Source organism: Acidithiobacillus sp. AC3 (assembly GCF_050261095.1).
Taxonomy (GTDB): domain Bacteria; phylum Pseudomonadota; class Gammaproteobacteria; order Acidithiobacillales; family Acidithiobacillaceae; genus Igneacidithiobacillus; species Igneacidithiobacillus copahuensis.
Genome location: NZ_CP189838.1, coordinates 1,856,898 through 1,882,500 on the forward strand (window position 1 = coordinate 1,856,898; position 25,603 = coordinate 1,882,500).

At 60.5% G+C, this 25,603-nt stretch carries 23 protein-coding genes (1 of these 23 running past the window's edge); 6 read left to right on the top strand and 17 right to left on the bottom strand.

The window, feature by feature from the left end:
- Nucleotides 1-12: 12 nt before the first annotated feature.
- From nirB to ACQAYK_RS09395, 6 genes are all read right to left on the bottom strand, one after another.
- Nucleotides 13-2,451, bottom strand: coding sequence for a nitrite reductase large subunit NirB (gene nirB / locus ACQAYK_RS09370; protein ID WP_215872449.1), 2,439 nt, complete (start codon nucleotides 2,449-2,451; stop codon nucleotides 13-15).
- 221 nt (nucleotides 2,452-2,672) lie between these two features.
- The gene (locus ACQAYK_RS09375; RefSeq protein WP_215872448.1) at nucleotides 2,673-3,917 is read right to left on the bottom strand and encodes an alginate export family protein; all 1,245 of its coding nucleotides are present in this window, start codon (nucleotides 3,915-3,917) and stop codon (nucleotides 2,673-2,675) included.
- 65 nt (nucleotides 3,918-3,982) lie between these two features.
- A complete protein-coding gene (locus tag ACQAYK_RS09380) occupies nucleotides 3,983-5,389 on the bottom strand; it encodes an MFS transporter (RefSeq protein WP_215872447.1) in 1,407 nt (468 codons plus the stop codon).
- 290 nt (nucleotides 5,390-5,679) lie between these two features.
- Nucleotides 5,680-6,849 carry a CmpA/NrtA family ABC transporter substrate-binding protein gene (locus tag ACQAYK_RS09385; protein WP_215872446.1) on the bottom strand — a complete coding sequence of 390 codons (1,170 nt, stop codon included), beginning with the start codon at nucleotides 6,847-6,849 and terminating at the stop codon, nucleotides 5,680-5,682.
- Nucleotides 6,850-6,957: 108 nt separating this feature from the next.
- Nucleotides 6,958-7,545 carry a uracil-DNA glycosylase family protein gene (locus tag ACQAYK_RS09390; protein WP_215872445.1) on the bottom strand — a complete coding sequence of 196 codons (588 nt, stop codon included), beginning with the start codon at nucleotides 7,543-7,545 and terminating at the stop codon, nucleotides 6,958-6,960.
- Nucleotides 7,538-8,452 carry a LysR family transcriptional regulator gene (locus ACQAYK_RS09395; RefSeq protein ID WP_215872444.1) on the bottom strand — a complete coding sequence of 305 codons (915 nt, stop codon included), beginning with the start codon at nucleotides 8,450-8,452 and terminating at the stop codon, nucleotides 7,538-7,540. Before ACQAYK_RS09395 ends, ACQAYK_RS09390 begins: the two co-directional genes overlap by 8 nt.
- Nucleotides 8,453-8,570: 118 nt before the next feature.
- Between ACQAYK_RS09395 and ACQAYK_RS09400 the strand changes: the two genes are divergently transcribed.
- Genes ACQAYK_RS09400 through gloA form a run of 5 tightly spaced genes read left to right on the top strand, consistent with a single transcriptional unit; the run spans nucleotide 8,571 to nucleotide 13,487 of the window.
- Complete coding sequence (locus ACQAYK_RS09400) at nucleotides 8,571-9,794, top strand: aspartate kinase (RefSeq protein ID WP_215872443.1); 1,224 nt, start codon at nucleotides 8,571-8,573, stop codon at nucleotides 9,792-9,794.
- Entirely contained in the window at nucleotides 9,794-10,960 is a 1,167-nt protein-coding gene (locus ACQAYK_RS09405) for an aspartate aminotransferase family protein (RefSeq protein WP_215872442.1), read from the top strand. The genes ACQAYK_RS09400 and ACQAYK_RS09405 overlap by 1 nt, the downstream gene beginning before the upstream one ends.
- On the top strand, nucleotides 10,957-11,892 hold the full coding sequence (argF, locus tag ACQAYK_RS09410; protein WP_215872441.1) for an ornithine carbamoyltransferase: 936 nt from the start codon (nucleotides 10,957-10,959) through the stop codon (nucleotides 11,890-11,892). Before ACQAYK_RS09405 ends, argF begins: the two co-directional genes overlap by 4 nt.
- A gap of 2 nt (nucleotides 11,893-11,894) precedes the next feature.
- Complete coding sequence (locus tag ACQAYK_RS09415; RefSeq protein ID WP_215872440.1) at nucleotides 11,895-13,094, top strand: argininosuccinate synthase; 1,200 nt, start codon at nucleotides 11,895-11,897, stop codon at nucleotides 13,092-13,094.
- A gap of 9 nt (nucleotides 13,095-13,103) precedes the next feature.
- Complete coding sequence (gloA, locus tag ACQAYK_RS09420) at nucleotides 13,104-13,487, top strand: lactoylglutathione lyase (RefSeq protein WP_215872439.1); 384 nt, start codon at nucleotides 13,104-13,106, stop codon at nucleotides 13,485-13,487.
- 7 nt (nucleotides 13,488-13,494) lie between these two features.
- On the opposite strand, the gene dnaQ is transcribed toward gloA, so the two are convergent.
- Genes dnaQ through ACQAYK_RS09435 form a run of 3 tightly spaced genes read right to left on the bottom strand, consistent with a single transcriptional unit; the run spans nucleotide 13,495 to nucleotide 15,411 of the window.
- A complete protein-coding gene (dnaQ, locus tag ACQAYK_RS09425; protein WP_215872438.1) occupies nucleotides 13,495-14,175 on the bottom strand; it encodes a DNA polymerase III subunit epsilon in 681 nt (226 codons plus the stop codon).
- A complete protein-coding gene (gene rnhA / locus ACQAYK_RS09430) occupies nucleotides 14,172-14,651 on the bottom strand; it encodes a ribonuclease HI (RefSeq protein ID WP_215872437.1) in 480 nt (159 codons plus the stop codon). The genes dnaQ and rnhA overlap by 4 nt, the downstream gene beginning before the upstream one ends.
- The gene (locus ACQAYK_RS09435) at nucleotides 14,641-15,411 is read right to left on the bottom strand and encodes a class I SAM-dependent methyltransferase (protein ID WP_215872436.1); all 771 of its coding nucleotides are present in this window, start codon (nucleotides 15,409-15,411) and stop codon (nucleotides 14,641-14,643) included. The genes rnhA and ACQAYK_RS09435 overlap by 11 nt, the downstream gene beginning before the upstream one ends.
- Before the next feature lie 61 nt (nucleotides 15,412-15,472).
- Between ACQAYK_RS09435 and gloB the strand changes: the two genes are divergently transcribed.
- The gene (gene gloB, locus ACQAYK_RS09440; protein ID WP_215872435.1) at nucleotides 15,473-16,219 is read left to right on the top strand and encodes a hydroxyacylglutathione hydrolase; all 747 of its coding nucleotides are present in this window, start codon (nucleotides 15,473-15,475) and stop codon (nucleotides 16,217-16,219) included.
- On the opposite strand, the gene ACQAYK_RS09445 is transcribed toward gloB, so the two are convergent.
- The 8 genes in view from ACQAYK_RS09445 to ACQAYK_RS09480 are tightly spaced (at most 56 nt apart) and all read right to left on the bottom strand, a layout consistent with a single transcriptional unit that may run on beyond the window.
- On the bottom strand, nucleotides 16,220-17,449 hold the full coding sequence (locus ACQAYK_RS09445; protein ID WP_226830669.1) for a M16 family metallopeptidase: 1,230 nt from the start codon (nucleotides 17,447-17,449) through the stop codon (nucleotides 16,220-16,222).
- 47 nt (nucleotides 17,450-17,496) lie between these two features.
- Nucleotides 17,497-19,578: a polyribonucleotide nucleotidyltransferase gene (gene pnp, locus ACQAYK_RS09450; protein ID WP_215872434.1), complete on the bottom strand. Its 2,082-nt coding sequence runs from the start codon at nucleotides 19,576-19,578 to the stop codon at nucleotides 17,497-17,499.
- A gap of 24 nt (nucleotides 19,579-19,602) precedes the next feature.
- On the bottom strand, nucleotides 19,603-19,872 hold the full coding sequence (gene rpsO / locus ACQAYK_RS09455; protein WP_215872433.1) for a 30S ribosomal protein S15: 270 nt from the start codon (nucleotides 19,870-19,872) through the stop codon (nucleotides 19,603-19,605).
- A 38-nt stretch (nucleotides 19,873-19,910) separates the two neighbouring features.
- Nucleotides 19,911-20,795, bottom strand: coding sequence for a tRNA pseudouridine(55) synthase TruB (gene truB, locus ACQAYK_RS09460; RefSeq protein ID WP_215872432.1), 885 nt, complete (start codon nucleotides 20,793-20,795; stop codon nucleotides 19,911-19,913).
- Entirely contained in the window at nucleotides 20,792-21,172 is a 381-nt protein-coding gene (locus ACQAYK_RS09465; protein WP_215872431.1) for a ribosome-binding factor A, read from the bottom strand. Before ACQAYK_RS09465 ends, truB begins: the two co-directional genes overlap by 4 nt.
- A gap of 10 nt (nucleotides 21,173-21,182) precedes the next feature.
- Nucleotides 21,183-23,777, bottom strand: coding sequence for a translation initiation factor IF-2 (gene infB / locus ACQAYK_RS09470; protein WP_215872430.1), 2,595 nt, complete (start codon nucleotides 23,775-23,777; stop codon nucleotides 21,183-21,185).
- A gap of 56 nt (nucleotides 23,778-23,833) precedes the next feature.
- The gene (gene nusA, locus ACQAYK_RS09475) at nucleotides 23,834-25,315 is read right to left on the bottom strand and encodes a transcription termination factor NusA (RefSeq protein WP_215872429.1); all 1,482 of its coding nucleotides are present in this window, start codon (nucleotides 25,313-25,315) and stop codon (nucleotides 23,834-23,836) included.
- Nucleotides 25,316-25,340: 25 nt separating this feature from the next.
- On the bottom strand, nucleotides 25,341-25,603 hold the 3' portion of the coding sequence (locus tag ACQAYK_RS09480; protein WP_215872428.1) for a ribosome maturation factor RimP. Its footprint extends 184 nt past the window's final position; 263 of the gene's 447 nt are visible here — the last part of the coding sequence; the start codon falls outside the window, past its right edge — the gene reads right to left on this strand; it ends in the stop codon at nucleotides 25,341-25,343.

Here is a 25,603-nt window from a genome sequence, read left to right on the forward strand (position 1 = left end):
ATTCTGCCCTCCTCAGGCCGATACCCGCCGCAGCGGCGCGGCGTGAATGTCCAGGCGGCCGGAAACCGCTTCCGCCCAGGGGTCCTTCTCCTGGGCAATCGCAAAATCCAGGCGCTCTGCCAGTTCCACTCGTTGTGCCAGATCGTCGATGACCCGCGACTTGATCTGCTCCAGGCCGACCCGTTCCACCCAGGGCGCCGTGCGTTCGAGATATTGCGCATCTTCGCGGTACATCTGCAGAAAGGCCTTGCTGATCTGGATGACCTCGGCCTCGGTCTTTACCTTGGCCAGGAGGTCGGCCGCGCGTACCTTCATGCCACCATTGCCACCCACATAAATCTCCCAGCCGGAATCGACGCCGATTACCCCGACGTCCTTGATCGTGCTTTCTGCACAGTTGCGTGGGCAGCCGGAGGCGGCCAGTTTGACCTTGTGCGGTGCCCACATCCGTTCCAGATTCTTTTCGAGATCGATGGCGAGTTGGGTACTGTCCTGTACCCCGAAGCGACAAAACTCCTTGCCTACACAGGACTTTACCGTGCGCAGGGCCTTGCCGTAGGCATGCCCGGAGGGCATATCCAGTTCCGCCCAGATCAGTGGCAATTTTTCCTTGGGTACCCCGAGCAGATCGAGGCGTTGTCCGCCGGTGAATTTGACCATGGGCACGGCGTGACGCTCGGCGACCTCGGCAATGCGCTTGAGTTCTGCCGGTGTGGTTACCCCACCGTAGATGCGGGGAATGACGGAGTACGTGCCGTCCTTCTGGATGTTGGCATGGGCGCGCTCGTTGATGAAGCGTGCCGATGGGTCATCCTTACCCTCGGCGGGCCAGGCGGTGCGCACGTAATAGTTGACGGCGGGGCGGCAAGTGGCGCAACCGCCGGGATGTCGCCAGTCGAGAAAGCGAAAGACATCGCGCACTGACAGCAGCTTCTCTTTGCGAATGGCATCACGCACCTCCTGATGGCTGTAATCGGTGCAGCCACAAAGGGCCTTCTTGCGCGCGCTGCTGTCATAGACTCCCCCCAGGGTGCTGACCAGGAGCTGTTCGACGAGACCGGTGCAGGAACCACAGGAGGCACTGGCCTTGGTACACTTGCGAACCTCTTCCAGGGTGAAGAGTCCATCACGAATAGCGCGCACGATCTGTCCCTTGCTGACCCCGTTACAGCCGCAGATTTCGGCACTGTCCGCCAGGCGTGCGGCTTGATTGACGCCGGCATGTCCGGCATCGCCCAGATGGGTTTCGCCAAAGAGAAGATGGTCACGCAGCGACGCGACGTTATTTTTGTCGCGCAGATGTTCGAAGAGCCAAGGCCCAATGCTGGTATCGCCATAGAGCAGGATCCCTTTGATGGTGTCGTCCTGCAGGACCACTTTTTTATAGATTCCCTGATGGGCATCGAGCAGTGTGAGTTCTTCCGTGCCCTCGCCACCGAGAAAATCCCCGGCCGAAAACAGCTCGATCCCAGTTACCTTCAATTTGGTGCTGGTAACCGACCCCTGGTAGCGCATTCTCCCATATTCGGCCAGATGGTTGGCCGCCACCTTCGCCTGTTCGAAGAGGGGCGCCACCAGCCCATAGGTCATACCGCGATGCTGCACACATTCGCCCACGGCATAGATCCGTGGGTCGTAGGTTTGCAGGGTGTCGCTCACCAATATCCCCTGCTCGCAGGCGAGACCTGCGGCCTGGGCGAGGTCGATACGGGGGCGGATGCCCACGGTCATCACTACGATGCGCGCAGGGATATGACTCCCATCCTGGAATTGCAAGCCTTCCACGCGGTCCGTGCCTAAAACGGCAGCACTTTCCCGCTCCATCAGAAAGCGGATACCGCGGGCCTCCATGGCCTGCTGCAAGAGCGCACCACCGCGGGCATCCAATTGCTTGTCCAGCGGCCAGGCCCGCCGGTGCACGACGGTCACTTGCATGCCGCGGGCGTTCAGGCCATGCGCCACTTCCAGACCCAGCAGGCCGGCACCGATGATGACTGCCTCGCCACCGTCGGCACTCACCTGCGTCAGCGCCTCTACGTCGCGCATGTCGCGATAGGAATAGACGCCGGGAAGGTCGTTGCCCGGGATCGGCGCCAGGGCTGCCGCCGCACCGGTAGCGATCAGGACGCGATCATACGGTACCTTCTCCCCCTGCGCGGTGATGACTTGACGCCGCACGCGATCGATCTGTGTAACCGGGCAACCGGTACGCAGAGTAATACCGTGTTCCTGGTACCAGTCATGATCATTGAGAATGGTCTCCTCCAGGCGCATCTCGCCAGCCAGCACCGGAGTCAAAAGGATACGGTTGTAATTGGGGTGCGGCTCATCGCCGAAAACCGTGATCTCGTAGAGGTCAGGAGCCATCTTCAGCAACTCTTCGACGGTGCGGATGCCGGCCATGCCGTTGCCAATCACCACCAAGCGTGCCTTTCGTGCCTTGTTGCCCATCGTGACGTTTCTCCAAAGAAAAAAGGCGCAGTCAGCCGAAAATGCTGACGACGCCTTTGCCGTTTCACATACCAACAATCAGATAGATTGCTTCAAGCCCTGTTTAGCAAGTTTCATGCCAGAACTTTGATCATTTACAATCAGGCAGTTATCGATTTTCGCAAATTGATTCTGCGATCTGATGGTGCATCCCATGGTGCAAGATGCACTGCCATGGTGCGTTAGAAGCTTGCCGTCACGAATACCCAGGCGCCTTCGGTATTCACTCCGTACTGGTTTTTCCGGTAATCGGCATACTGCACCCCGGCCGTCCAGTGCGGCGAGAAGCGATGAATGGCCGATAGATCGATCTCATGGCCATAGGCTTCGCTGTGGTAGGCGCTACGGAAGTCATAATAGGTCGCCTGCAGTGCCGTGCCCAAAAGCTTGCCCTCCACGGTGAAATAGAGGCTGCGCAAACCCTGCGGCGGGGTAGTAAGAAAGACCTCCGCCCAGCCATTGAAGGCGTGCTTGGTGGCGAGCGGTGTCTGAAATCCATAGCTGCCCTTGTCATTGCTTCCCATCACCATGTAATCGGCGAGTACGCCAAGCCCGGACCAGCGCACCCCACTGCCCAGGTGGTAATACTGGGCATCGACGAGGGGACTGCCGCCGTCATAGGGTAGCTGCTTGGCATAGCTGGCGTCGTAGGGGATCTGCAGGGAAGCAGAAATCGGTATGCTGCCCTGCATGCGTACGCCGAGGGTCTGGCTGTTGCAAACCTGGGCGTTGCCCACCAGAAAGCAGGCAGCGGCTCCAGGAATCGCACTGTTCGCCTGATTTCCATACCAATAACCGAAGGCTTGCGCATGAAACAAGGGCGATGGCTGCCAATGGACCTCGCCCAGAAAGGTCTTGCTCGGCACATTTTCATTGAGAATGTTTTTGATACGCCAGATATAGGCGGCATAGACACCCAGGCTGCTGCTGGGATTTTCCTGGAGGGAAACAGCATCAAAGGTCTGAGGAGTTTGCCGAAAACCGACCGCCCCGACAAAACGTTGGTCGTCGAGATTGATTTCCTGGCGCCCGGCACGGACCAGTAGCCCGCCCAAGCCCTGGTACTGCAGATAGGCCTGATTGATGTTCGCTTCTTCGGGGTCGGGGATGACGGCATACGCAGTTTTGCCATTGCGCAGACTGTTGTAATCATTGACGATACCCGCCACATCGATGAACTGCAGGTTAGCGCTGAAACCGCCAATGGGGGCGCTCCTCAACCCTAACAAGGTTTGCACGGTAAAGGCGTTGGCATCGCGTTTGCCAGCTTGCGACATAAATTCATAGCGCGGACGAAAATCCAGACTGACCTTGCCAGCGCTGATGGCCTGCACAATGGGATCAGCCCAAGCATCGCTCTGTGGCAAGACGACTGCAGACAGTACCGCGACGGCAACGAGGTGGCGGCGAAAAGAGAATTGGATCATGGCTTACTCCAGACAAGGGGGCTGGCAGCGGCGCGAACGCCGCTGGAGGGTGACAGCAGGAGGATTCAGTCCGCGATGGCGGATGCCTGGGGAGCTTGCCCTTGCGAAGGCATGCACTGACCATGGGCGGAGGCAATCTTGGCCCAGGTCTGCCACTGGCGGCGCAAGCCCACGATCAGCAGCAACGCCGTTGCGCTGAGTCCAGCAAAAATCCCGAAACCCCAGTGATAGCTCCCGGTGTCTTCCTTGGCGATTCCCAGAATTACCGGCAAGTAGAAACCACCGATACCACCGGCAGCACCAATGATGCCGGTCATCAGCCCGGTCTTTTCCGGCCAGCGCAGGGGTACGAGTTGAAAGGTGGCGCCGTTACCGAGACCAAAGGCTGCATAGAGAAGGAGAAAGAGGACGATACTGACCGCCAGGGTGGGCGTCCACAGGGAAAAGGTGGCATCGATGAGGCAGATCCCTGCGAGGAAAAACTGCAATGCGCGCGCTCCCGAAATGCGGTCAGCGATCAGCCCGCCAAACGGACGGAGAATGGCACCAGTAAAGGCAAAGAGGCCCATCAGCATACCGGCGTCTACCTTGGGCAGATGGTAGAGCGTCACCAGCAGCAGGCTGACAAAGGCCGACATGCCCACAAAGCCGCCAAAGGTAATGGCGTAGACCAAAATCAACGCCCAAGTGTCCCGCTCGCGCAGAACCGGAAAGTAGCGGCGCGGCAGAAAGAGCAACGACAGGAGGACGCCATAGACCGGCAACATCAGCAGCGCCGCTTTGCCATGCAGCCCCAGCCAGCCGCGCGGGCTGGCGACGGCCAAAAGCGCCAAGCCGGCGAGAGTCAGGCCCCAACCCCAGGCCGCCGGCGCCACCTTCCCAGTTTTGGGAGCGCAATCCTTGCCCCAAAACCACAGGGTCACTGCGGCCAAGCCCAGCAAAGGGAGCACGGCTGCTGCCGCATGGGTCCAGCCAAATTGTCCGGCCAAGGGCGGAAAAAGAAAGCCATCGAGGACGGCGCCGATATTGCCCGCCGCCGCAATGCCCAACACCGTTCCCTGGATTTTGGGAGGATAATTGCTGCCAGCCATGGGTAGGGCGACGGCAAAGCTGGCACCGCCAACGCCCAGCAAAACACCCAGGAAAATCAGGGCATCGTAACTAAGCGTATACGGGTAGATGGAAAGGACCAAGGGGGGAATCGCCGAAAGTGCCACCCCGATCAAGGCCAGCCAGCGCCCATCCATGGCTTGGTAGAGATTGCCGAAGCCAATGCGCAAAATTGCAGCGGACAGCACGGGAATGGCGACCAGATAACCCTGCTGCATGGGGGTGATATGCAGACTTTGGATCATATATGGCGCCAGCGGCCCAAACAAAAGCCATACGGTAAAACCCGTATCGAAATAGAGAAAACTGGCGACCAAGGCGCGCCAATTTCCCGCACGTAGTTGCGAAAGCAAGGATTGCATTTGCTTGATCCTCCGATTATGTGCACAACAAAAAAGGCGTTCCTGACCGTTACCGGTCAGGAACGCCATCGTCCCGTGTCATCATTCAGCGTTGAATGATGCTCTACCTTAGTTAAGCAGAAATCATGCCATAATGGAGATCAACAAGAGATGTTCTGTAAAGTCAGGCAAAAATAATGAGTTGCACTGAAGATTCGGAGGGTGACTGCGCCGGCGCTCGCCTTTGTATAATGCACAAGTGTAGTGCATGCGCTCGATTTTGGGGCCTCATTCTGGGTCAAGACAACGATTCAACTAGGTCTTTGCAATAGACTGCCATCAAAAATTCGCGTCGTACCCATGGCAATGTCGCGCGCCACCCCCGGCAATTTCCAGGGGTTTGCATGGATGCCGAAACCCGACTGTTCATCGACCGGAATGGGTGCATCCATGGCCGTTGCTGCCAATCGATACAGATCGCCTCGATAGACCCGCTCCACCACGGCGCTGGGACTGGCCGCCGTCGGCCATTGGTCAGAAAGACGCATCTGCTCCGCCAACCAGAGACCGTGTTCCTGCCAGGGATATTGCGCCGCGTAGCGGTGGAATACATGGCCATCGGGTTGCTCAGTCATGCCGGGTATGGTTCCCTGCAAGGCCGCAGCAAGCGCGGCCTCAGGAACGGCGATGGCCTGTGCTATCCACCGCGCGGCCTGCTGTCGATGTGCTGCGTCATCCAGCCAACGGCCCGCGGCAATCAGGGCGCGGAGCAGGGATTGATGGAGGTCTGGTTCACGTTTCGCCCAATCCTCGCGCACCGCCAGAACCTTCTCCATCACATTGTTCCATAGAGAATAACTACTAACGATGGGTTGTCCGACCCCCTCCATGGCGGCCAGACTTCCCCAAGGCTCACCCACACAAAAAGCATCGATCTCGTCGTTGCGCAGGGCATCGACCATATAGCGCGGCGGAACCACACCAATCTCGACTTCACTGTGCAATTCGAGACCGGCTGCGCGTAGCCAGTGGCGCAATTGATAATGGTGATTGGAGACGGTTGATACCACGGCAAAACGTAGCGGCAGGAGACTGGGGTGGCTGCGCGTAAGTTCTCGTAGCGCCTGTCCCGTGCGAACAGGATCATCCGTCGCTGCAGCACCCCGCTGTACCAGCTCGTGGTATAGTCGCTGGCTGACGGTAATGGTGTTGCCATTGAGCGAGAGGACCAGTCCGGTGATTACCGGAATTTTGGGAGAGGCAACGCCGAGGGTGGCCGCCATCGGCAATGGTGCTAGAGCGTGTGCCGCTACCAGCTCGCCAAAGAGGAGATGATCGCGCAGGCTGGCCCAGGAGGGTTCGCATTGCAGACGCACGCGCAGTCCTTCGCGGGCAAACAAGCCTAATTCCTGTGCAACCAGCAAGGGCGCGCTATCAGCGAGGGCAACATAGCCCAGCGAGAGTTCAGCATCGGTTTTCATTCCATAATCCTCAATAGCTCACAAAAGAAAGCCTCGCTTCCGCAGAGCCGAAGCGAGGACGCCATTGTCATGGGGAAGCAAGCAAGATTCATGCAGCCCAGGACCTTCTCAGGAGCGCAAAACCTCCGCGACTCGCTCGCGCAGTGCCGGGAGGACCTCTTCCGCAAACCAGGGGTTGCGCCGTAGCCAAAGGATATTGCGTGGGCTGGGATGCGGCAGCGGGAAGACAGAGGGAGCATAGTGCCGCCAATTACGCACCAGTTGCTGCAAGGATCCTGGACTGTCTGGCAGATGATAGCGACGAGCGTACTGACCGATGACCAAGGTGAGTTGCACCTGCCGCAACTGTGCCAGAAGGGAAGCACGCCAACGGGAAGCGCATTCCGGTCGCGGCGGTAGATCACCCGAACGGCCTTTACCGGGATAACAAAATCCCATGGGCAGCAGGGCAAAGAGGTGGGAATCATAGAACTCCTCCCGGCTGACCCCCAGCCAATCCCGCAGACGGTCGCCGCTTTGGTCGGCAAAAGGCAGAGCATGGGCGTGGGCGTGGCGACCAGGGGCCTGGGCGGCAATCAGAACTTTGGCCTGGGGATGAACTTGCAGTACTGGGCGAGGTGCGTTGGGCAAACTAGTAGCGCAGAGGGAACAGGATTCCAGTTCCTGCAATAGCCGCGCCAGATCGCGATCAGACATCTGCGCGCTGCCCTACACCGATCTGCCACAAAAAAGCCGCCAGGGTACGGGACTGATAAGCGGGTTCTGGCACGGCCAGATAGAGCGTCCAGTGGATGCCTTGGGGCATTGGCAGACGCCGGGAAACGACCTGCCAATCGGGTCGATGACGCAGAGCAGTGCGGGTGATGAAGCCGATCCCAAGGCCTGCGGCGACGGCGTTACCCATCGCTTCGACGCCGTTCACTTCCAGCCGGATCGGGACTTGCAGACCCAGCCGCGCAAACTCCTGCAGCACCCTGGCGCGCACCCCGGATTGCAGCTCGCGCCAGACGATGGGAAATGCCAGGAGATCTGCCAACGTCAGCTCTGGCCGGCCCGCCAGCGGATGATCGGACGGGAAGATGGTCAGAATCTCATCCTGCAGCCAGGGGTGTAGCTGGTAGGTCCGGGGTAGAGGAACTTCTTCGCTGCCCTCCTCGATGAAAAGCAGATCCCAATCGAGTAGAGCGTTTTGCGACCAGTCACTAATCCCGCCCTTCATGATGATTTCCACTTCCGGGTGGTCACGGCGGAAGGCCACCAGATGCTGGGGTAAAAAATAGTTGGCGATGGTGTTGGTCGCCGCGATCCGCAAGGCCCCCTCCTGCAAGTGGGATCGTCGGTAGGCGATTTCCGCGACTTCCGCTTTCAGTTCCATCAGGCGTTGCGCGGATGCCAGATAGGCCTTGCCAGCAGCGGTCAGGCGCACGCCGCGACCATTGGGCAGATAGAGGGCCTCGCCAAGAATCTCATTCAGCCGCTGCAGGCGCTCACTGATCGCCGGCTGACTGCGATGCAACAACTTTGCGGCGGCACTGACACTGCCGGTTTCGGCCACAGCCCAGAAGGTTTCCAGGAGTTCGAGGGAGGGCGTCGGGATTGGCATGGTAGGATTACCTTAGCACAGAAATCCGCGGTCCGGATCGCTACCAGTCAAACGCATCACCCTATACAGCCCGGAAATCTGCCTTTATCATTCGCCCTTTGACGGCATTCCTCAGATTATGGCGCTCATCGTACAGAAATTCGGCGGCACTTCCGTCGGCAACATCGAACGGATTCAGGCTGTAGCAGATCGGGTATTGGCGACACGGGCCGCTGGGCACGATGTGGTAGTGGTCGTGTCGGCGATGTCGGGCGAGACCGACCGCCTGCTCAAGCTCGCGCGCGAGATCGATTCGCAGCCGCATCCCCGCGAGCTCGATACCCTGCTCAGTACCGGCGAGCAGGTCACCATCGCGCTGCTGGCGATGGCCTTGCACCGCAAGGGACAAGCGGCGGTTTCGCTCACCGGCAGCCAGGTACCCATCGAGACCGACAGCGCGCACAACAAGGCGCGCATCGAACGCATCGACGGCACCCGTCTGCGCTCCGCCCTGGCCGCCGGGCAGGTGGTCATCGTCGCCGGGTTTCAGGGCATCAATCCGCACGGTGACATCACCACCCTCGGGCGGGGCGGTTCGGATACCACCGCCGTCGCACTGGCCGCTGCTCTACAGGCCGATGAATGCGCCATCTACACCGACGTCGACGGCATCTACACCACCGATCCGCGGGTGGAAAGCAAGGCCCGCCGCCTGGACCGCATCACCTACGAGGAGATGCTGGAAATGGCGAGTCTCGGCGCCAAGGTCCTGCAGACCCGTTCGGTAGAATTTGCCATGAATTACCGGGTGCCGGTGCGCGTGCTTTCTTCGTTTGCCAATGGCCCCGGCACCCTTGTTACCAGTGAGGAAAACTGTATGGAAGCCCCCCGCGTATCGGGTATCGCCTTCTCCCGCAATGAGGCCAAGATCACCGTCGTCGCCGTTCCCGATCGTCCGGGCATCGCCTCTGCCATCCTCGGTCCGATCTCGGCGGCCAACATCAACGTTGATGTGATTCTGCAAAACATCTCTGAGGACGGAAAAACCGACTTCACCTTTACCGTCGAGCGCAACGACTTCGAGCGCGCCATGGGCATTCTGCGCGACGTTGCCCACGAACTGGGCGCCGAAGATGTGCGCGGCGACACCGGCATCGTCAAGGTGTCGGCGGTGGGAGTAGGCATGCGCTCCCACGCCGGCATCGCCGCCAGCATGTTTGCTGCCCTGGCCCAGGAAAACATCAACATTCAGATGATTTCCACCTCGGAAATCAAGATCTCGGTGGTCATCGCCGAAAAATATCTGGAGCTCGCCGTGCGCGCCTTGCATGGCGCATTTGGTCTGGAAAAGGCGGCATCCTGATGGCATTGATGAATAACTACGCGCGCCTGCCCGTCGCCTTCGTACGCGGTGAGGGGGTGTGGCTCTACGATGAATCCGGGCGCAAGTACCTCGATGCCCTGGCGGGGATTGCAGTCTGCGGCCTGGGCCATAGCCACCCGGCGGTGACCACCGCCTTGCAGGAACAGGCCGGCAAGCTCCTGCATACCTCCAATCTGTATCAGATCCCCGAACAGGCGGCCCTGAGCGATGACCTGTGTCGCCTGAGTGGCCTCGATGCCGTCCTCTTCTGCAACAGTGGCGCCGAGGCCAACGAAGCCGCCATCAAGCTCGCCCGCCTGCATGGCCATGCGCGCGGTATTGCCGAACCCAAGATCCTGGTCTTTACCCAGTCTTTCCATGGTCGCACCCTGGCGGCGCTCACCGCTACCGGCAATCGCAAGATTCAGGAAGGCTTCACTCCGTTGGTGGCGGGGTTCGTGCGCGCCCCGTACGGCGATCTGGTAACGGTGCGGGGCATGCTCAGCGCCGATCCCGATATCGTCGCCGTACTCGTCGAACCGGTACAGGGCGAAGGCGGGGTACGCCCTGCCCCTGCCAGTTTTTTGCGCGGGCTGCGCGCCCTCTGCGACGAACACCAAGCCCTCCTGCTCTGCGACGAAGTGCAGACCGGCATCGGCCGCAGCGGACGTTATTTCGCCTTTCAGCATGAGGAAGGCCTGCTGCCCGATGTACTCTGCCTGGCCAAGGGCTTGGGCAATGGCGTTCCCATTGGCGCTATCGTCGCCCGCCAGGCGGCCGCCGATCTCTTCGGCCCGGGCAAGCACGGCAGTACCTTTGGTGGCGGCCCCCTGGTCTGCGCCGCCGCCCGCGCGGTGTTACGGACCATGGAAGCGGAAGACCTCCCCGCGCATGCCGCGGCCATGGGGGAGCTCCTACAAGGTCGGTTGCGCGAGCGTTTCCATGGACACCCAGGGGTGGAGGAAGTACGCGGCCTGGGTCTGATGGTCGGCATCGTCCTGCGCCAGGAACCCAAGGATTTCGTGCGCCGCGCCCTGGACGCCGGTGTCCTGCTCAATGTGACGGCCGGACGGGTAATCCGTCTGCTGCCGCCCCTCATCTTCGGACCTGCCGAGATCGATCTGCTCATCGATACCCTGGCCAAGCTTCTGCAGGAGGAAGTATGAAATCAGTGCGCCACTTCCTGCGCCTGCAGGATCTCTCCCCTACCGAACTCCAGGGCCTGCTCGCGCGCGCTATCGAGCTGAAGCGCATGCTGCGCGCTGGCGAGCAGTACACCCCTTTCGCCCAGCGCACCCTGGCGATGATTTTTGAAAAATCCTCCACCCGCACCCGGGTTTCCTTTGAAACCGGCATGGCGCAATTGGGGGGGCATGCCCTGTTCCTCTCCCCCCGCGACACGCAACTGGGGCGCGGCGAAAGCATTGAAGACACCGCTCGGGTGCTGTCGCGCATGGTCGATCTGATCATGATCCGCACCTTCTCCCATGCTGGCCTCGAGACCTTCGCCAGCGCCAGCCGGGTACCAGTCATCAACGGCTTGTCGGACGACCATCATCCCTGCCAGCTCCTCGCCGACCTGATGACGGCGCAGGAGCTCTGGGGCGGATTGTCCGGCCGGAAGATCGCTTTCATCGGTGATGGTGCCAACAACATGGCGCGCTCGTGGATGGAGGCAGCACAGCTTCTCGACTTCGAATTACGGATTGCCGCGCCCGAGGGTTTCCAGCCCAGTGCCGATGCAGAACGGGAAAATGGCAGTCATACGCAAATTTTCGGCGACGCCCGCGCCGCCGTCGCCGGGGTCGATCTGGTCGTCACCGACGTCTGGACCAGCATGGGACAGGAGGCCGAAAATGCCGAGCGCCGCGCCCTCTTTGCGCCCTTCCAGGTCAATGCCGCGCTCTTTTCTCAGGCGCGGAGCGGGGCCGTGTTCATGCACTGCCTGCCCGCCCACCGCGGCGAGGAAGTAACGGCGGAGGTCATCGATGGACCGCACTCTCTGGTCTGGGAGGAGGCGGAGAATCGCTTGCACGCGCAAAAGGCACTGATGGAATTTTTGGCGGGCTTTGGGCCCCTGGCCGAACAAGGAGTCTGATTATGGTAAAGAAAGTCGTACTCGCCTATTCCGGTGGACTGGATACTTCCGTCATCCTCAAGTGGTTGCAGGATCACTACCAGTGCGATGTCGTTACCTTCACTGCCGATATCGGTCAGGGCGAGGAGCTGGAGCCGGCGCGTGCCAAAGCAACCCGGCTCGGTGCGAAGGAGATATTCATCGACGATCTGCGGCAGGAGTTCGTGCGTGACTATGTCTTTCCCATGTTTCGCGCCAACACGATCTACGAAGGAGAGTACCTGCTTGGCACCTCCATTGCGCGCCCGCTGATCGCCAAGCGGATGGTAGAGATCGCCGCCGAGGTGGGCGCCGATGCCGTCGCCCACGGCGCCACTGGCAAGGGCAACGATCAGGTGCGTTTCGAGCTCGGCGCCTACGCCCTCGACCCCAAAATCCGCGTGATTGCCCCGTGGCGGGAGTGGGACCTGACCTCGCGGGAAAAGCTTCTGGCCTATGCCGAGCAACATGGCATTCCCATCGAACGGCATGGCAAGAAATCACCCTATTCCATGGACGCCAATCTACTGCACATCTCTTACGAGGGCGGGATTCTGGAAGACCCCTGGGCCGAGGCCGAGGAATCCATGTGGCGCTGGACCACGGCACCGGAGAAGGCCCCGGACCAGCCGCGCTATATCGAAATTCAGTTTGCCCATGGCGATCCGATCGCCATCGATGGCGAGGCCCTGCCCCCTGCCGCCCTCCTCGCCCACCTCAACACCATTGGTGGTGAACATGGCATCGGTCGTCTCGACATCGTCGAGAACCGCTATGTGGGCATGAAATCTCGCGGCTGCTACGAAACCCCCGGCGGCACCATTCTGCTCCGTGCGCACCGTGCCATCGAATCCATTACCCTGGATCGCGAAGCCGCACATCTCAAGGATGAGCTCATGCCACGCTATGCCAGCATCATCTATAATGGCTACTGGTGGAGCCCGGAGCGCCGCGCCCTGCAATCCCTCATCGACCAGACCCAGCGCCTGGTCTCCGGTGTAGTGCGCCTTAAGCTTTACAAGGGTGCCTGCACCGTTGTCGGCCGCAAATCCGAGCAAAGTCTCTTCGATCCGCGTATCGCCACCTTCGAGGACGATGCCGGTGCCTATCACCAGCAGGATGCCGAGGGCTTCATCAAGCTCAACGCCCTGCGCCTGCGCATTGAAAAACGCCTGCAAGGCTAGGAGGATCCCATGCGCATTTTGCATACCATGTTACGAGTTGGCGATCTCGACCGCTCTCTGGCCTTCTACACCGAAGTGTTGGGGATGCGCGTTCTGCGTCGCAAGGATTACCCCGAGGGCAAGTTCACCCTCGCCTTTGTCGGTTACGAAGAAGAAGACCAGGGTGCCGTTATCGAACTCACCTACAACTGGGGCGTCGACAGCTACGAGCTTGGCGATGCCTTTGGGCATATCGCCATCGCGGTGGACGATGCTACCGCTGCCTGCGCGCAAATTCGGACACGCGGTGGCAAGGTGCTGCGCGAGGCTGGCCCGATGAAACACGGCACGACGGTCATCGCCTTTGTCGAGGACCCCGACGGCTACCGCATCGAACTCATCGAGCGCAAGTGAGAGAGCACTAGACCTTCTCCCACAGGGCGTTGCCCATCCCTGCCAGATAGGCAGCGTGCGCCGCTTTTTCCTCGGGCGAGGCGGAGATGACTCGCAGCCGCCCTTGCGGCCGCACTGCGGGGAGACTGCGGCCCTTGCCCGTCGCGTCGGTTGGCGCAGCATCCATCAGGCCCATATCCACCTGACCACCGCTCATGGCCAGATACACCTCTGCCAACAATTCACAGTCCAGCAGAGCACCATGCAGGCTGCGCTGGCTGTTGTCGACAGCGTAGCGTCGGCAAAGGGTATCGAGATCATTTTTCTGCCCTGGGAAGCGGCGTCGGGCCTCTACGAGGGTGTCGATGACCGGATTCTGCAATTTGCTACGCTGCACGAGTCCAAGCTCGGCGGACAAAAAGCCGATATCGAAAGGTGCGTTGTGGATGATCAGCTCATCGCTCCCCAGATAGGCCAGAAAGTCCTCCGCCAGATCGGCAAAGAGCGGCTTGTCCTGCAAAAACTCATCGGTCAAACCGTGAATGCGTACCGCATCGGGATCGCATGGACGCTCGGGATTGAGATAGACATGAAAGTTGTTGCCAGTGAGACGACGGTCGATGATCTCCACAGCACCAATCTCGATGACACGATGCCCTTTGCTGGGGTCCAGACCCGTGGTTTCCGTATCCAGGACGATCTGTCTCATAGCCACCCCTCTCCACTCGCTTCTTGTACAGCTCCGGCGAAGCGATCCAATACCCGATTGATCAGGGCATCGACCGCCTCATTTTCCACGTCACCCGCATGCCCCCGCACCCATTCCCAGCGTATCTGGTGAGTCTGCGCCAAACTCGCGAGTGCCTGCCAGAGTTCCTGATTCTTCACTGCTGCGCCCCCTGCGGAACGCCAGCCCCGCTTTTGCCAGCCCGCCAGCCACTCGGTCATACCCTTGATCAGGTACTGCGAATCCGAGCGCACCAATATCTGGCTCGGTCGTTTCAGTGCCTGCAGACCCTGCACTGCCGCGTCCAGCTCCATGCGATTATTGGTGGTCTGCGGCGCATAGCCCCACAACACGCGCTCATGCTCGCTTTGGCGCAGCCAGGCACCCCAGGCACCGGGGCCCGGGTTCCCCCGGCAGGCGCCATCGGTAATCAGGCGCAGGGTGGATTCAGTCTCCATTAGACTCCCCAGAACATTGCAGATTGGCCGTTGCCGTTGCCAACTTCGGCCGCCGCTTCTTTTGACGCGCGGGCAGCAGGCCCACCAGGGTGGGGCTATTCTCGCGCTTCTGCGCCAGCAGGATATAAGCATTGGCCCCCGCCGGCCACCAGCGATCGCCAACCAACTCCAGCCATTGGGCGCTATGCCCAAATCCTGGAACGGTATACTGGAAATAGCGTCCTTGGCGCAGACCAAAACCGATTTCCTCCAGCAAGCGACGCAGTTGCGTCAGCGGTAAAAAAGGCTCGCGCCAGGGCCAGCCGCGATCGCGACGCCAGAGGTGCCAGCGCCGCAGCATTCCAAGGCTCCCGCTCGGATTGAAATCCATGATCAGAACGTGGCCTTCCGGCCGCAACACGCGCCAGCACTCCTCCAGAATGCGTCGGGTATCGGACATGCGGGTCAGACAAAAAGGAACCAGCACCAGGTCGAAACGCAGATCAGCGAAAGGTAGTGCATCACAACGGCCATAAACCTGGAGATAGCCATCTGCAGCACAGACAAAACCGTCATTGAGCAAAACCCAAGATCTGTCTGACTCCAGGGGGTTCCAGAAGACCGGCTGCCCCAGCTGCAGCACGGTATCCGCATGCAAACGCTCGATCCAGGGCGGCAGGATTTCGCTGGCACGCTCCAGCAACAGGCGCCCACTGCGACCCGTCCACCAGCGCGCTGCCCGCCGTTGTCGCAGGGAAGAAGGAACGACCCCCCTAGGCATGAGGAACGGGCTGTGTTCTGATCATGACTGCATGTTACCTTGATCAGGAGCAGGAGCCTATATGCTGACCCTCATTCCCGCTTTCCAGGATAATTACATCTATCTGGTGCACACGCCTCACGGCCTGTGGATCGTCGATCCCGGCGATGATCAGCCGGTTCTGGAATACCTGGAATCCCGGCAGCTCCGCCCTACGGCCATCCTTTGTACCCACCACCATGCCGACCATGTCGGCGGTGTCAGGGCCCTGGTAGAACGCTATGACCTTCCCGTCTTCGGCCACGGTTCGCGGATTCCCCAGCTCAGTCACCCCGTCGCCGAGGGTTCGCTCGAGATCGATGGCGAGACGATACAGGTGCTGGAAGTACCCGGGCATACCCTGGACCACATCGCCTATCTCTGGCAGGACCATGCCTTTTGCGGCGACACCCTCTTTGCGGCAGGCTGCGGAAGAATCTTTGAGGGCGATCCACAGATGATGTACAGCAGCCTGCAGAAGCTTGCCGCCCTGCCTGACAGCACACAGATCTGCTGTGCCCACGAATATACCGAGAGCAATCTGCGCTTCGCCACAGCGGTCGAGCCGGAAAACCCAACGATCGCGGAACGGAAAAAGCAGGTAGCGCAGCTACGCGAACAAAATCACCCGAGCCTGCCCTCTACATTAAAAGAAGAACGACAAAGTAATCCCTTTCTCCGCTGCAGGGAAACTGACGTAATCCGCGCCGCACGCGCGCACGGCGCCCGCAATGACTCCGACGTCGAGGTATTTGCCGCCTTACGCCGCTGGAAAGATGGATTTCGCTAGTCAGGCAGGGAGCACGGTCCATTCGAGGCGCTGGGCCCAGGCGCGCGCCAAAACTTCCTGTACCTGCACTGCGGAAACCTGTTGAATCGAGTCGAGGATCTCTTCTTCACTTTTCAGACTTCCACCCTGGGCAAGCTGGCGCACCCGTCGCGCCATCCGCGTTTCCAGATCCTCCTGACCCAGCAGCCATTGCTTGCGCAGACCGGCGCGACTCCAATCCATTTCCTCAGTGCTAGGTCCATCCTCCATCAGAGCCTTGAGGATTCCGGCGATGGCCTTCTCGGTACCACGACGCTTATCTGCTGGCACCGCCGCATAGAGAGTCCACTCCGCGGTGTCGCTCAGGGCCTCGAGCTGGGAATAGGTCTGGTAGGCGAGTCCGCGGCGCTCGCGAAGCTCCTGAAAGAGACGCGACGCCATCCCCGCGCCGAGGATATGATTGGCGAAAAGCTCTATCAGGTGATTTCGATCTGCGAAGGCGCTCGCCTGGGCCATCCATAGCAGGTGGGCCTGACGGGCATGAGCGGAGCGTCGTTGCCGCGTCGCAAAATTCGCCGTGGGCAGCGTCAGGGCAGTGGCCTTAGGGCGCGCTGGCAGATACGCAAACCTGCTTTCCACCTGTCTTGCCAGAGAATCTGCATCCAGCGCACCCACCGCGACGATCACAATGGGTGCAGTCGCCAGATAATGCTGATGAAAGTCGCGCAAGCGCCGGGCACTGACTCTACGTACCAGGCTCGCCTTACCCAGAACCGGCCAGCCCAACGGATCCTCTTCCCAGAAAGATTGGGTCGCGAGTTCCTGCAAATGATCCTCAAGGTCCTCCTGCGCCATGGCAATTTCCTGCGCCACCACGGTCCGCTCGAGGGCGAGGTCTGCTGCCGTCAGACTGGGCTCCAGCAGCAGGTCGGCAAGCAGGTCGAGACCCGCCGCCTGATCCTCTGCCAATACGGTCAGGTGCAGGGTGACCGTTTCGCGATCGGTGAAGGCATTGAGCGTACCGCCCAGGCGTTCACCCAGACGGTTGATGGCCGAGGCGTCACGCCCCTTCGCTCCCTTGAACAGCATATGCTCGAGGAGATGGGCAAAACCATTTTCCTCTGCCTGCTGATGGCGGCTGCCGCGCAGGGCGGTGACGGAGATCGCCACTTGCCGCCGACCCGGAACCCTCTCGCTCAGAAAGCATACGCCGTTGGGCAACTGCTGCAGGGATAGGGAAGAGACATCCATCGACTCCCGACACGCCAGCGGCAGTCGCTGCGACAAGGGCTGCGGGCTCAGGATTGGGGGATATCCTTCATGCTCAGCTTGATCTTGCCCTGGCGGTCCACCTCCAGAACCTTGACGCGCACGGTTTGCCCTTCCTTGACGTAGTCGTGCACGTCATTGACGCGTTCGGCGCTGATTTGCGAGATGTGCAACAGACCATCGCGACCGGGCAGAATCGTAACGAAGGCACCGAAGTCCATGATCTTCGCCACCTTACCGTCATAGATCACGCCAACCTCGACATCAGCGGTAAGGAGCTGAATGCGCCGCTTGGCCTCTTCCCCGGAAGCCCCGTCGACGGAGGCAATGGTCACCAGACCATCGTCCTGGATGTCGACGGTAGCTCCTGTTTCTTCCGTCAGCGCGCGGATGATCTTGCCGCCCGGCCCAATCACGTCTCGGATGCGATCCGGATTGATGCGGATGCTGATGATGCGTGGTGCATGTTGGGACAGGGTTTCCCGCCCATGGTCGAGCACATCCTTCATCAAGCCGAGAATGTGCAAACGCCCAGCCAAGGCCTGCTCCAGCGCCTGCGCCATGATCTCGCGGGTAATACCCTGAATCTTGATGTCCATCTGCAGGGCCGTAACGCCGGATTCCGTGCCTGCAACCTTGAAATCCATGTCTCCCAGATGATCTTCGTCGCCGAGGATATCGGTCAAGACCGCAAAACGTTCGCCTTCCTTGATCAAGCCCATGGCCACACCGGCGACCGGCGCCCGCAGGGGAACCCCGGCATCCATCAGCGCCAGAGAGGCGCCGCAGACCGATGCCATGCTGGAAGAACCGTTGGATTCCAGGATTTCCGAAACCACCCGAAGACTATAGGGAAACTCCGATTCGGACGGCAGAACCGCAGCGATGGCACGCTTGGCAAGGCGTCCATGGCCAATTTCCCGCCGCTTGGGCGAACCCACCATGCCCGTTTCACCAGTAGAGAACGGCGGAAAGTTGTAGTGCAGCAGGAAGCGATCGCGACTTTCACCGTGCAGAGCATCGACGATCTGTTCGTCGCTCTTGGTGCCGAGGGTGGCCGTCACCAGGGCCTGGGTCTCGCCACGCGTGAAGAGTGCCGAACCATGGGTGCGGGGCAACACGCCGACTTCGATGCTGATGGGACGCACGGTGAAACGATCGCGTCCATCGATGCGCGGGGCACCGTCGAGAACCCGACCGCGGACGATCTCGGTCTCGATCGATTTCAGCGCAGCGCGCACGGCATCGACGCGGCTGGCGTCCTCCGCTGCAAGAGCAGCGACTGTGGCCGCACGGACTTCTTCCAGGCGCTTGCTGCGTGCCTGCTTTTCCATCAGCTGATAGGCCGCTTGCAGGGCATCGCGCGCCTCGGCAACCACGGCGGCGTGCAACTCCGCATCCTTGCTGGGCGCCTGCCAATCCCAGCGCTCCTTCCCGGTCGCCGCCGCCAGCTCATTGATAGTAGCGATGACGGGCTGAAAGCTGGCGTGGCCAAACATGACAGCCTCGAGCATGACCTTTTCGGACAGACCCTTGGCTTCGGACTCCACCATCAGCACCGCCGACTCCGTGCCAGCCACCACTAGATCGAGCTCCGAGCCCTGCAGTTCTGCAAAGCTCGGATTGAGCAGATACTCGCCGTCCCGATAGCCGACGCGTGCGGCGCCGATGGGACCGTCGAAGGGAATACCGGAAACAGCCAAAGCCGCCGAGCTGCCAATCATGGCCAGGATATCGGGATCCTGTTCGCCATCGACCGAGAGGACCGTAGCAATCACCTGCACTTCGTGCATGAATCCCTTGGGAAAGAGCGGACGAATCGGGCGGTCGATAAGACGGGAAGTCAGCGTTTCCTTTTCGGAGGGGCGCCCTTCCCGCTTGAAAAAGCCGCCGGGGATCTTCCCTGCAGCGTAGGTCTTTTCCTGATAATTCACCGTCAGCGGAAAGAAATCCTGGCCTGGCTTCAAGTCGCGCCGCCCTACCGCAGTGACCAGCACCACACTATCGCCGCTGCTGACCAACACCGCGCCATCGGCCTGGCGAGCCATCCGTCCCGTTTCCAGGACCAGCGTCCGGCCCCCAAATTGCACTTCTTTCCGCACGATGCTCAAGAGACTCTCCCCGAAGTTGGTGAATTACTTACGCAGACCCAGACGTTCGATCAAAGAGCGATAGCGCTCGTAGTCATTCTTCTTGAGGTAGTCCAGCAGCTTGCGACGCTGCCCGACCATCTTCAACAGGCCCTGGCGGGAATGGTGATCATGGTGGTGCGCCTTGAAGTGCTCAGAAAGACCTTCAATGCGGGTGGTCAACAAGGCGACTTGCACTTCCGGCGAACCGGTGTCGCTGGGATGCGTGGCATAGGCCTTCACCACGTCGGACTTCACTTCACGAGTCAGGGACATCTTGTACTTCTCCTACGCAATCAATCTGGAAAATATTCCTAGTTTACGCCCATCAGGCGACGCGGCGCCACCTTGCCATCCTCCATCACCTCTCCCAGACCCAAAAACTGTGCCTGCGGTCCGTAAAGGCGAATCCGGCCCGGAGCTGGGGCATGGGCAATCACCACCCCCTGGCCTTGTCGAACATAGTATGCGGTGTTTTCCGTCAAGGTCACCGCCGGCAAATCCTGCAGCGCCAGATCCATCGCCTGCAATGGGCACTGATCGGCCTCTCGTGCCGCCGCAAGGCGGTCAAGATCGTAGGCAGCATCGATGGAAAAACTGCCGGAGCTGAGCCGTCGCAACTCACGAATATGCGCACCGCAGCCAAGCAGACGCCCAAGATCCTGGGCCAGGCTGCGCACATAGGTACCCTTGGAACAATGGATGTCGAGTACGAGTTCATCACCAGCCCAAGAGAGCAAATCAAGGGAGTAGATTTCGACGCTGCGCGCCTCGCGCTCTATTTCCACCCCTTTGCGCGCCAGACGGTAGAGCGGCTGACCATCGCGCTTGATGGCAGAAAACATGGGGGGAATCTGGGAGATGCGCCCGCGGAACTGGGAAAGGGCGGCATCCAGTTGCGGCTGATCAAAATCCACGCGCCCGCTTGCCACGACCTCGCCTTCGCGATCCCCGGTGTTCGTCTCTTGCCCCAGCCGCAAAGTAGCCCGGTAGCGTTTGTCGGCATTGAGCAAATAATCGGAGACTTTGGTTGCCTGTCCAAACAGGAGGATCAGCAACCCGGTGGCGAAGGGGTCGAGAGTGCCCGTATGCCCGGCCTTGCGCACGCCCATGATCCGCTTGGCACGCTGCAGGGCGGCATTGGAGCTGATCCCTGCGGGCTTGTCGAGCAGAAGAATTCCGTCGCTGCAGGCACTCATGCCTCATCCTCCGGCGCCGGCGGCAGATGCGCAAGGAGTTCTGCCATCTCGGCATCACGATCGAAGCGCACATCATAGGCGAAATGCAGGGGCGGGATACGCCGCAGATGCAGCTTTTTACCAAGAATCTGGCGAATTTCTCCAGCCTCCTCTTGCAAGCGCTCGCGCACCAAGTCCGCACGCCCAGGGCCATCCATCAGCGAAAACATCACCGTTGCCTGGCGCAAGTCCGGCGCCAGATGTATTTCGGTAATGCTGGGCAGCAAGCCGACGCCCGCCAGTCCGTGCAGCCGGGGCAGCAGGGCGGCAATCTCCGTCTGCAGGAGTTGGGCGATGCGGTCGCTGCGCGGATAGCTGCGCTGATGCGGGGTGCTCATCCGAGGTACCTCAAAGAGTACGCGCTACTTCAATCGTCTCAAAGGCCTCGATCACGTCGCCGACCTTGATATCGTTGAAATTACGCACGCCAATGCCGCACTCGAAACCCTCACGGACCTCCCGCGCGTCGTCCTTGAAGCGTCGTAGCGAATCCATTTCCCCAGTGTGGATCACCACCGCTTGACGGATCACCCGCACCTTGGCGTTACGCCGGACAATACCATCCGTCACCATACAACCAGCGATGGTACCCACGCGCGGCACGCGGAAGGTCTCGCGCACCTCGGCATGACCGATGATCTGCTCGCGAATCTCGGGAGCCAGCATGCCGGTCATCGCCGCCTTCACCTCATCCACTGCATCGTAGATGACGCTGTGGTAGCGCACATCCACTCCGCTTTGCTCAATCAGGCGTCGTGCCTGCGCTTCGGCGCGCACATTGAAGCCGATGATGACGGCACCGGAGGCATGCGCCAGATTGACGTCGGATTCGGTGATACCGCCAACCGCGGAATGGATGATCCGCACCCGGACATCATTGGTGCTGAGCCCCTCGAGGGTGCTGCGCAGGGCCTCGGCAGAACCCTGGACATCGGTCTTGATGAGCAGGTTGAGTTGCTGCAATTCGCCCTCGCTGGCGGCCTCGAAGAGGCTCTCCAAACTGCCTTTGGCACTCTTCGCCAAGCGCACATCGCGGAACTTGCCCTGCCGGAACAGGGCAACCTCGCGTGCCTTGCGCTCGTCGGTCATCACCAGCACTTCGTCACCTGCTTGCGGCACATCACTCAGTCCGAGAATCTCCGCCGGCAGGCCAGGCCCAATCTCCTCTACCTGCGCACCTCCGTCATCGATCAGGGCGCGCACGCGACCATACTGGGCACCCGCGAGCACGATATCACCGGCATGCAGGGTTCCCTGGCGCACGAGGACCGTTGCCACCGCACCGCGCCCGCGATCCAGCCGAGATTCGATGACCAGGCCCTTGGCCGGACCATTACTCTGTACCTCTAGATCGAGAAGTTCCGCCTGCAACAGGATGGCATCGAGAAGGGCATCGATATGGAGCCCCTGCTTGGCCGAAACATTGACGAACTGCGTGTCTCCGCCCCACTCTTCTGGCAGCACGTCTTGCTGCGCCAGTTCCTGGCGAATCCTGTCCGGGTCCACACCTGGTTTGTCGATCTTGTTCACCGCCACCACCATCGGCACGTTTGCCGCCTTGGCGTGGTGGATCGCTTCGATGGTCTGCGGCTTGACACCGTCGTCGGCCGCCACGACCAGGACCACGATATCCGTTGCCTGTGCACCGCGCGCACGCATCGCTGTGAAAGCCTCATGGCCGGGAGTGTCAAGAAAAGTAATCATGCCCTTACCGGTCTGTACATGGTAGGCGCCGATGTGTTGGGTGATCCCTCCCGCCTCGCCGCTGGCCACCTGCGCCGAGCGGATCCGGTCGAGCAGCGAGGTCTTGCCATGGTCGACATGACCCATGACTGTCACCACTGGCGGCCGGCGCACCATCACCGCTTCCTCGACCGCGCCATCTTCTTCCAGCAGGGCCTCGGGACTGGCAATCGTCACCATCTTCACCTTGTGTCCCATCTCCTCGACAACGATGGCTGCCGTATCCTGATCAATCACCTGATTGATGGTCGCCACCACCCCCATCTTGAACATTACCTTGATCAACTCACTGGCCTTGACCGCCATGCGGCTGGCCAGTTCGCCCACAGTAATGGTCTCGGGGATGGGTACCTCGCGCACTACCGGTGCGGCACTGAAATCGCTGGCCGCAGCAGAGCCCGTCTTCTTCTCATTGCGCCGGCGGCGCATGGCGGCGTCGGAACCGCGCTCCTCGCGTCGCCCACCCCGCTTGCTACGCCAGTCATCATCGTCGCGTCGACCAGGAGCCGCCTTCTTCTTGCCGGCAGGCGCAGCATTGGGCGCCGGAGCTGGCGCCACCGGACGCGTAGCACCCGCCGCCCCGCGCGGAGCGGCAGCAGTTCTCTCGCTGGGCGGTCGCCGGCGCTCGGGAGCGATATCCCTCGTCCCCTCCGAACGTCGCACCACTACGCTCGGCTCCGCCTTGGCAGGAGGAGTCGTAGTGGGCGTCTCCGCCACGGGCGCCTCTGGGGCCTCTGCATCTGCGCCTGCCGACACCACCTCCGGCTCTGTGATTTCGGGCTCTACGTGCGGCTCCTGCACACTCTCCGGCGTCGGCTCGACCATCGGTGCTGGTTGCTCCACCGGGATCGGTGCGGGCGTCGTCGCTGTTCCGCTGGCGGTCTCCTCAGCCGCTTCCGGATGCAAGGCCTCCCGCTTTACGTAGGTGCGCTTACGCCGCACTTCCACCTGCACCGTCCGAGACTTACCCGCTCCGACGTTTTGTTTGATTTCGCTGGTACTCGTGCGGTTGAGGGTAATCCGTTGCGGGGAGGCCTTCTCCGTCGAGCCACGCAGGAAGCCGAGTAGTTTCTGCTTGTCTTCCTCCGTCACCTTGTCCTGCGCAGTTTCTTTGGCAATACCTGCCGCCTGGAACTGCTCCAGAAGGCGCTCACTGGTCAATTGTAGCTCTTTCGCGAAACCCGCAACTGTAACCGTCATACTGTCTTGTCCCTCCACTCGCTGTCGCGACAACCCGGCTTTGCCCTTTTCTGCATTCAGGAAAACCAGGGCGCGCGGGCTGCCATGATCAGGGATTTGGCGCGCTCAACATCGATCGTCACCAATTCCTCGAGCTCATCCACCGCCAGTTCTGCCAAATCTTCCGCAGTGGCAATGCCCTTGGCGGCCAATTGGTGTGCCAGGGCCTCATCCATCCCCGGCAACTGCAATAGGTCTTCCGCCGGTTCACTAAGATGCACCTGCTCCTCCTGCGCAATCGCCTTGCTCAGTAGTCGATCGCGAGCACGGCGCCGCAACTCGGTCACCAGCTCTTCATTCAGCCCCTCGATTTCGAGCATTTCGGCGGCGGGGACATAGGCAACTTCCTCCAGCGAGGTAAAGCCCTCCTCCACCAGAAGCCGTGCCAGATCGGGTTCGATATCCAGCTCGGAAATGAATTCTTCCTGGAAACGCGCGTCCTCTTCCTCGCGCTTCTGGCGCGCCTCCTCTTGCGTCAGAATGTTAATGGTCCAGCCAGTTAGCTGGCTGGCCAGCCGTACATTCTGGCCACCGCGGCCAATGGCAAGCGAAAGTTGATCTTCATCTACCACAACGTCCATGCTGTGGGTGTTTTCATCAACGATGATACTCGAAACCTCGGCGGGAGAGAGGGCGTTGATCACAAAAGAGGCGGGATCAGCGGACCAAACGATGATGTCGACACGCTCGCCGCGCAACTCATTGACCACGGTCTGCACACGATTACCGCGCATACCTACACAGGCACCGACCGGATCGACACGGGGGTCGTTCGAACGCACGGCCATTTTGGCACGCAGACCGGGATCGCGGGCGGCGCCCATAAGATCGATCATGCCGTTGGCGATCTCCGGCACTTCCTGGGAAAACAGCTTCAGCAACAATTCCGGCGCCGTGCGCGACAGGAAAAGCTGCGGCCCTTTTTGTACGCGCCGGACATCCTTGAGGTAGGCGCGGATCCGGTCACCCGGCCGAATCGCTTCACGCGGAATCATCTCGTCGCGCGGCAAGATGGCCTCGGCGCGCCCCATATCGACGATGGCGCTGCCCTTGTCCATACGCTTGACGAGTCCGCTAATGATTTCGCCCTTGCGAAAGGCATAATCAGAAACGATGCGGTCCCGCTCTGCGTCCCGCACCCGCTGAAAGATGACCTGTTTCGCGCTCTGCGCCGCAATTCGGCCAAACTCCACCGCCGGGAGATCTTCATAGATTTTTTCACCGACTACCGCCCCGGGATCCTTTTCCAAGGCCTCCCGCAAGTGCAGTTCCTGATCGGGAATCGTCATTTCGTCATCGTCAGCGATGACCGTCCACCAGCGTTTGGTGAGATAATCGCCGGTCTTCCGATCCAACTCCACGCTGATATCCCAGTCCTGCCCGTATTTTTTCTTCGAAGCCGAAACCAGAGAAGCCTCGAGGGCCTGAAAAATGACCTCGCGATCGACTTCCTTTTCATGCGCGACCGCATCAGCCAGATATAGAAGTTCCCGACTCATCCTGTGATTCCCTCAAGCAAAACGCTTACCATTGCGGTACCAATTTGGCGCGATGGATTGCGCTGTACAAAAATCTACGCTCACCAGCTTCGGTAAGCAGGGTTACAGACTCTTCGTCTGCCGCTGCCAATGTTCCACGCCAACGGCGGCGACCATCGAGCAAAGCATGCAGCTCAACTTCCGCTTCGCTGCCCAGAAAACGCTGATAATCTGCAGCCTTGGTCAGAGGGCGATCAAGCCCAGGACTGGAGACCTCGAGGCGATATGCCCCTTGTATGGGATTTTCGA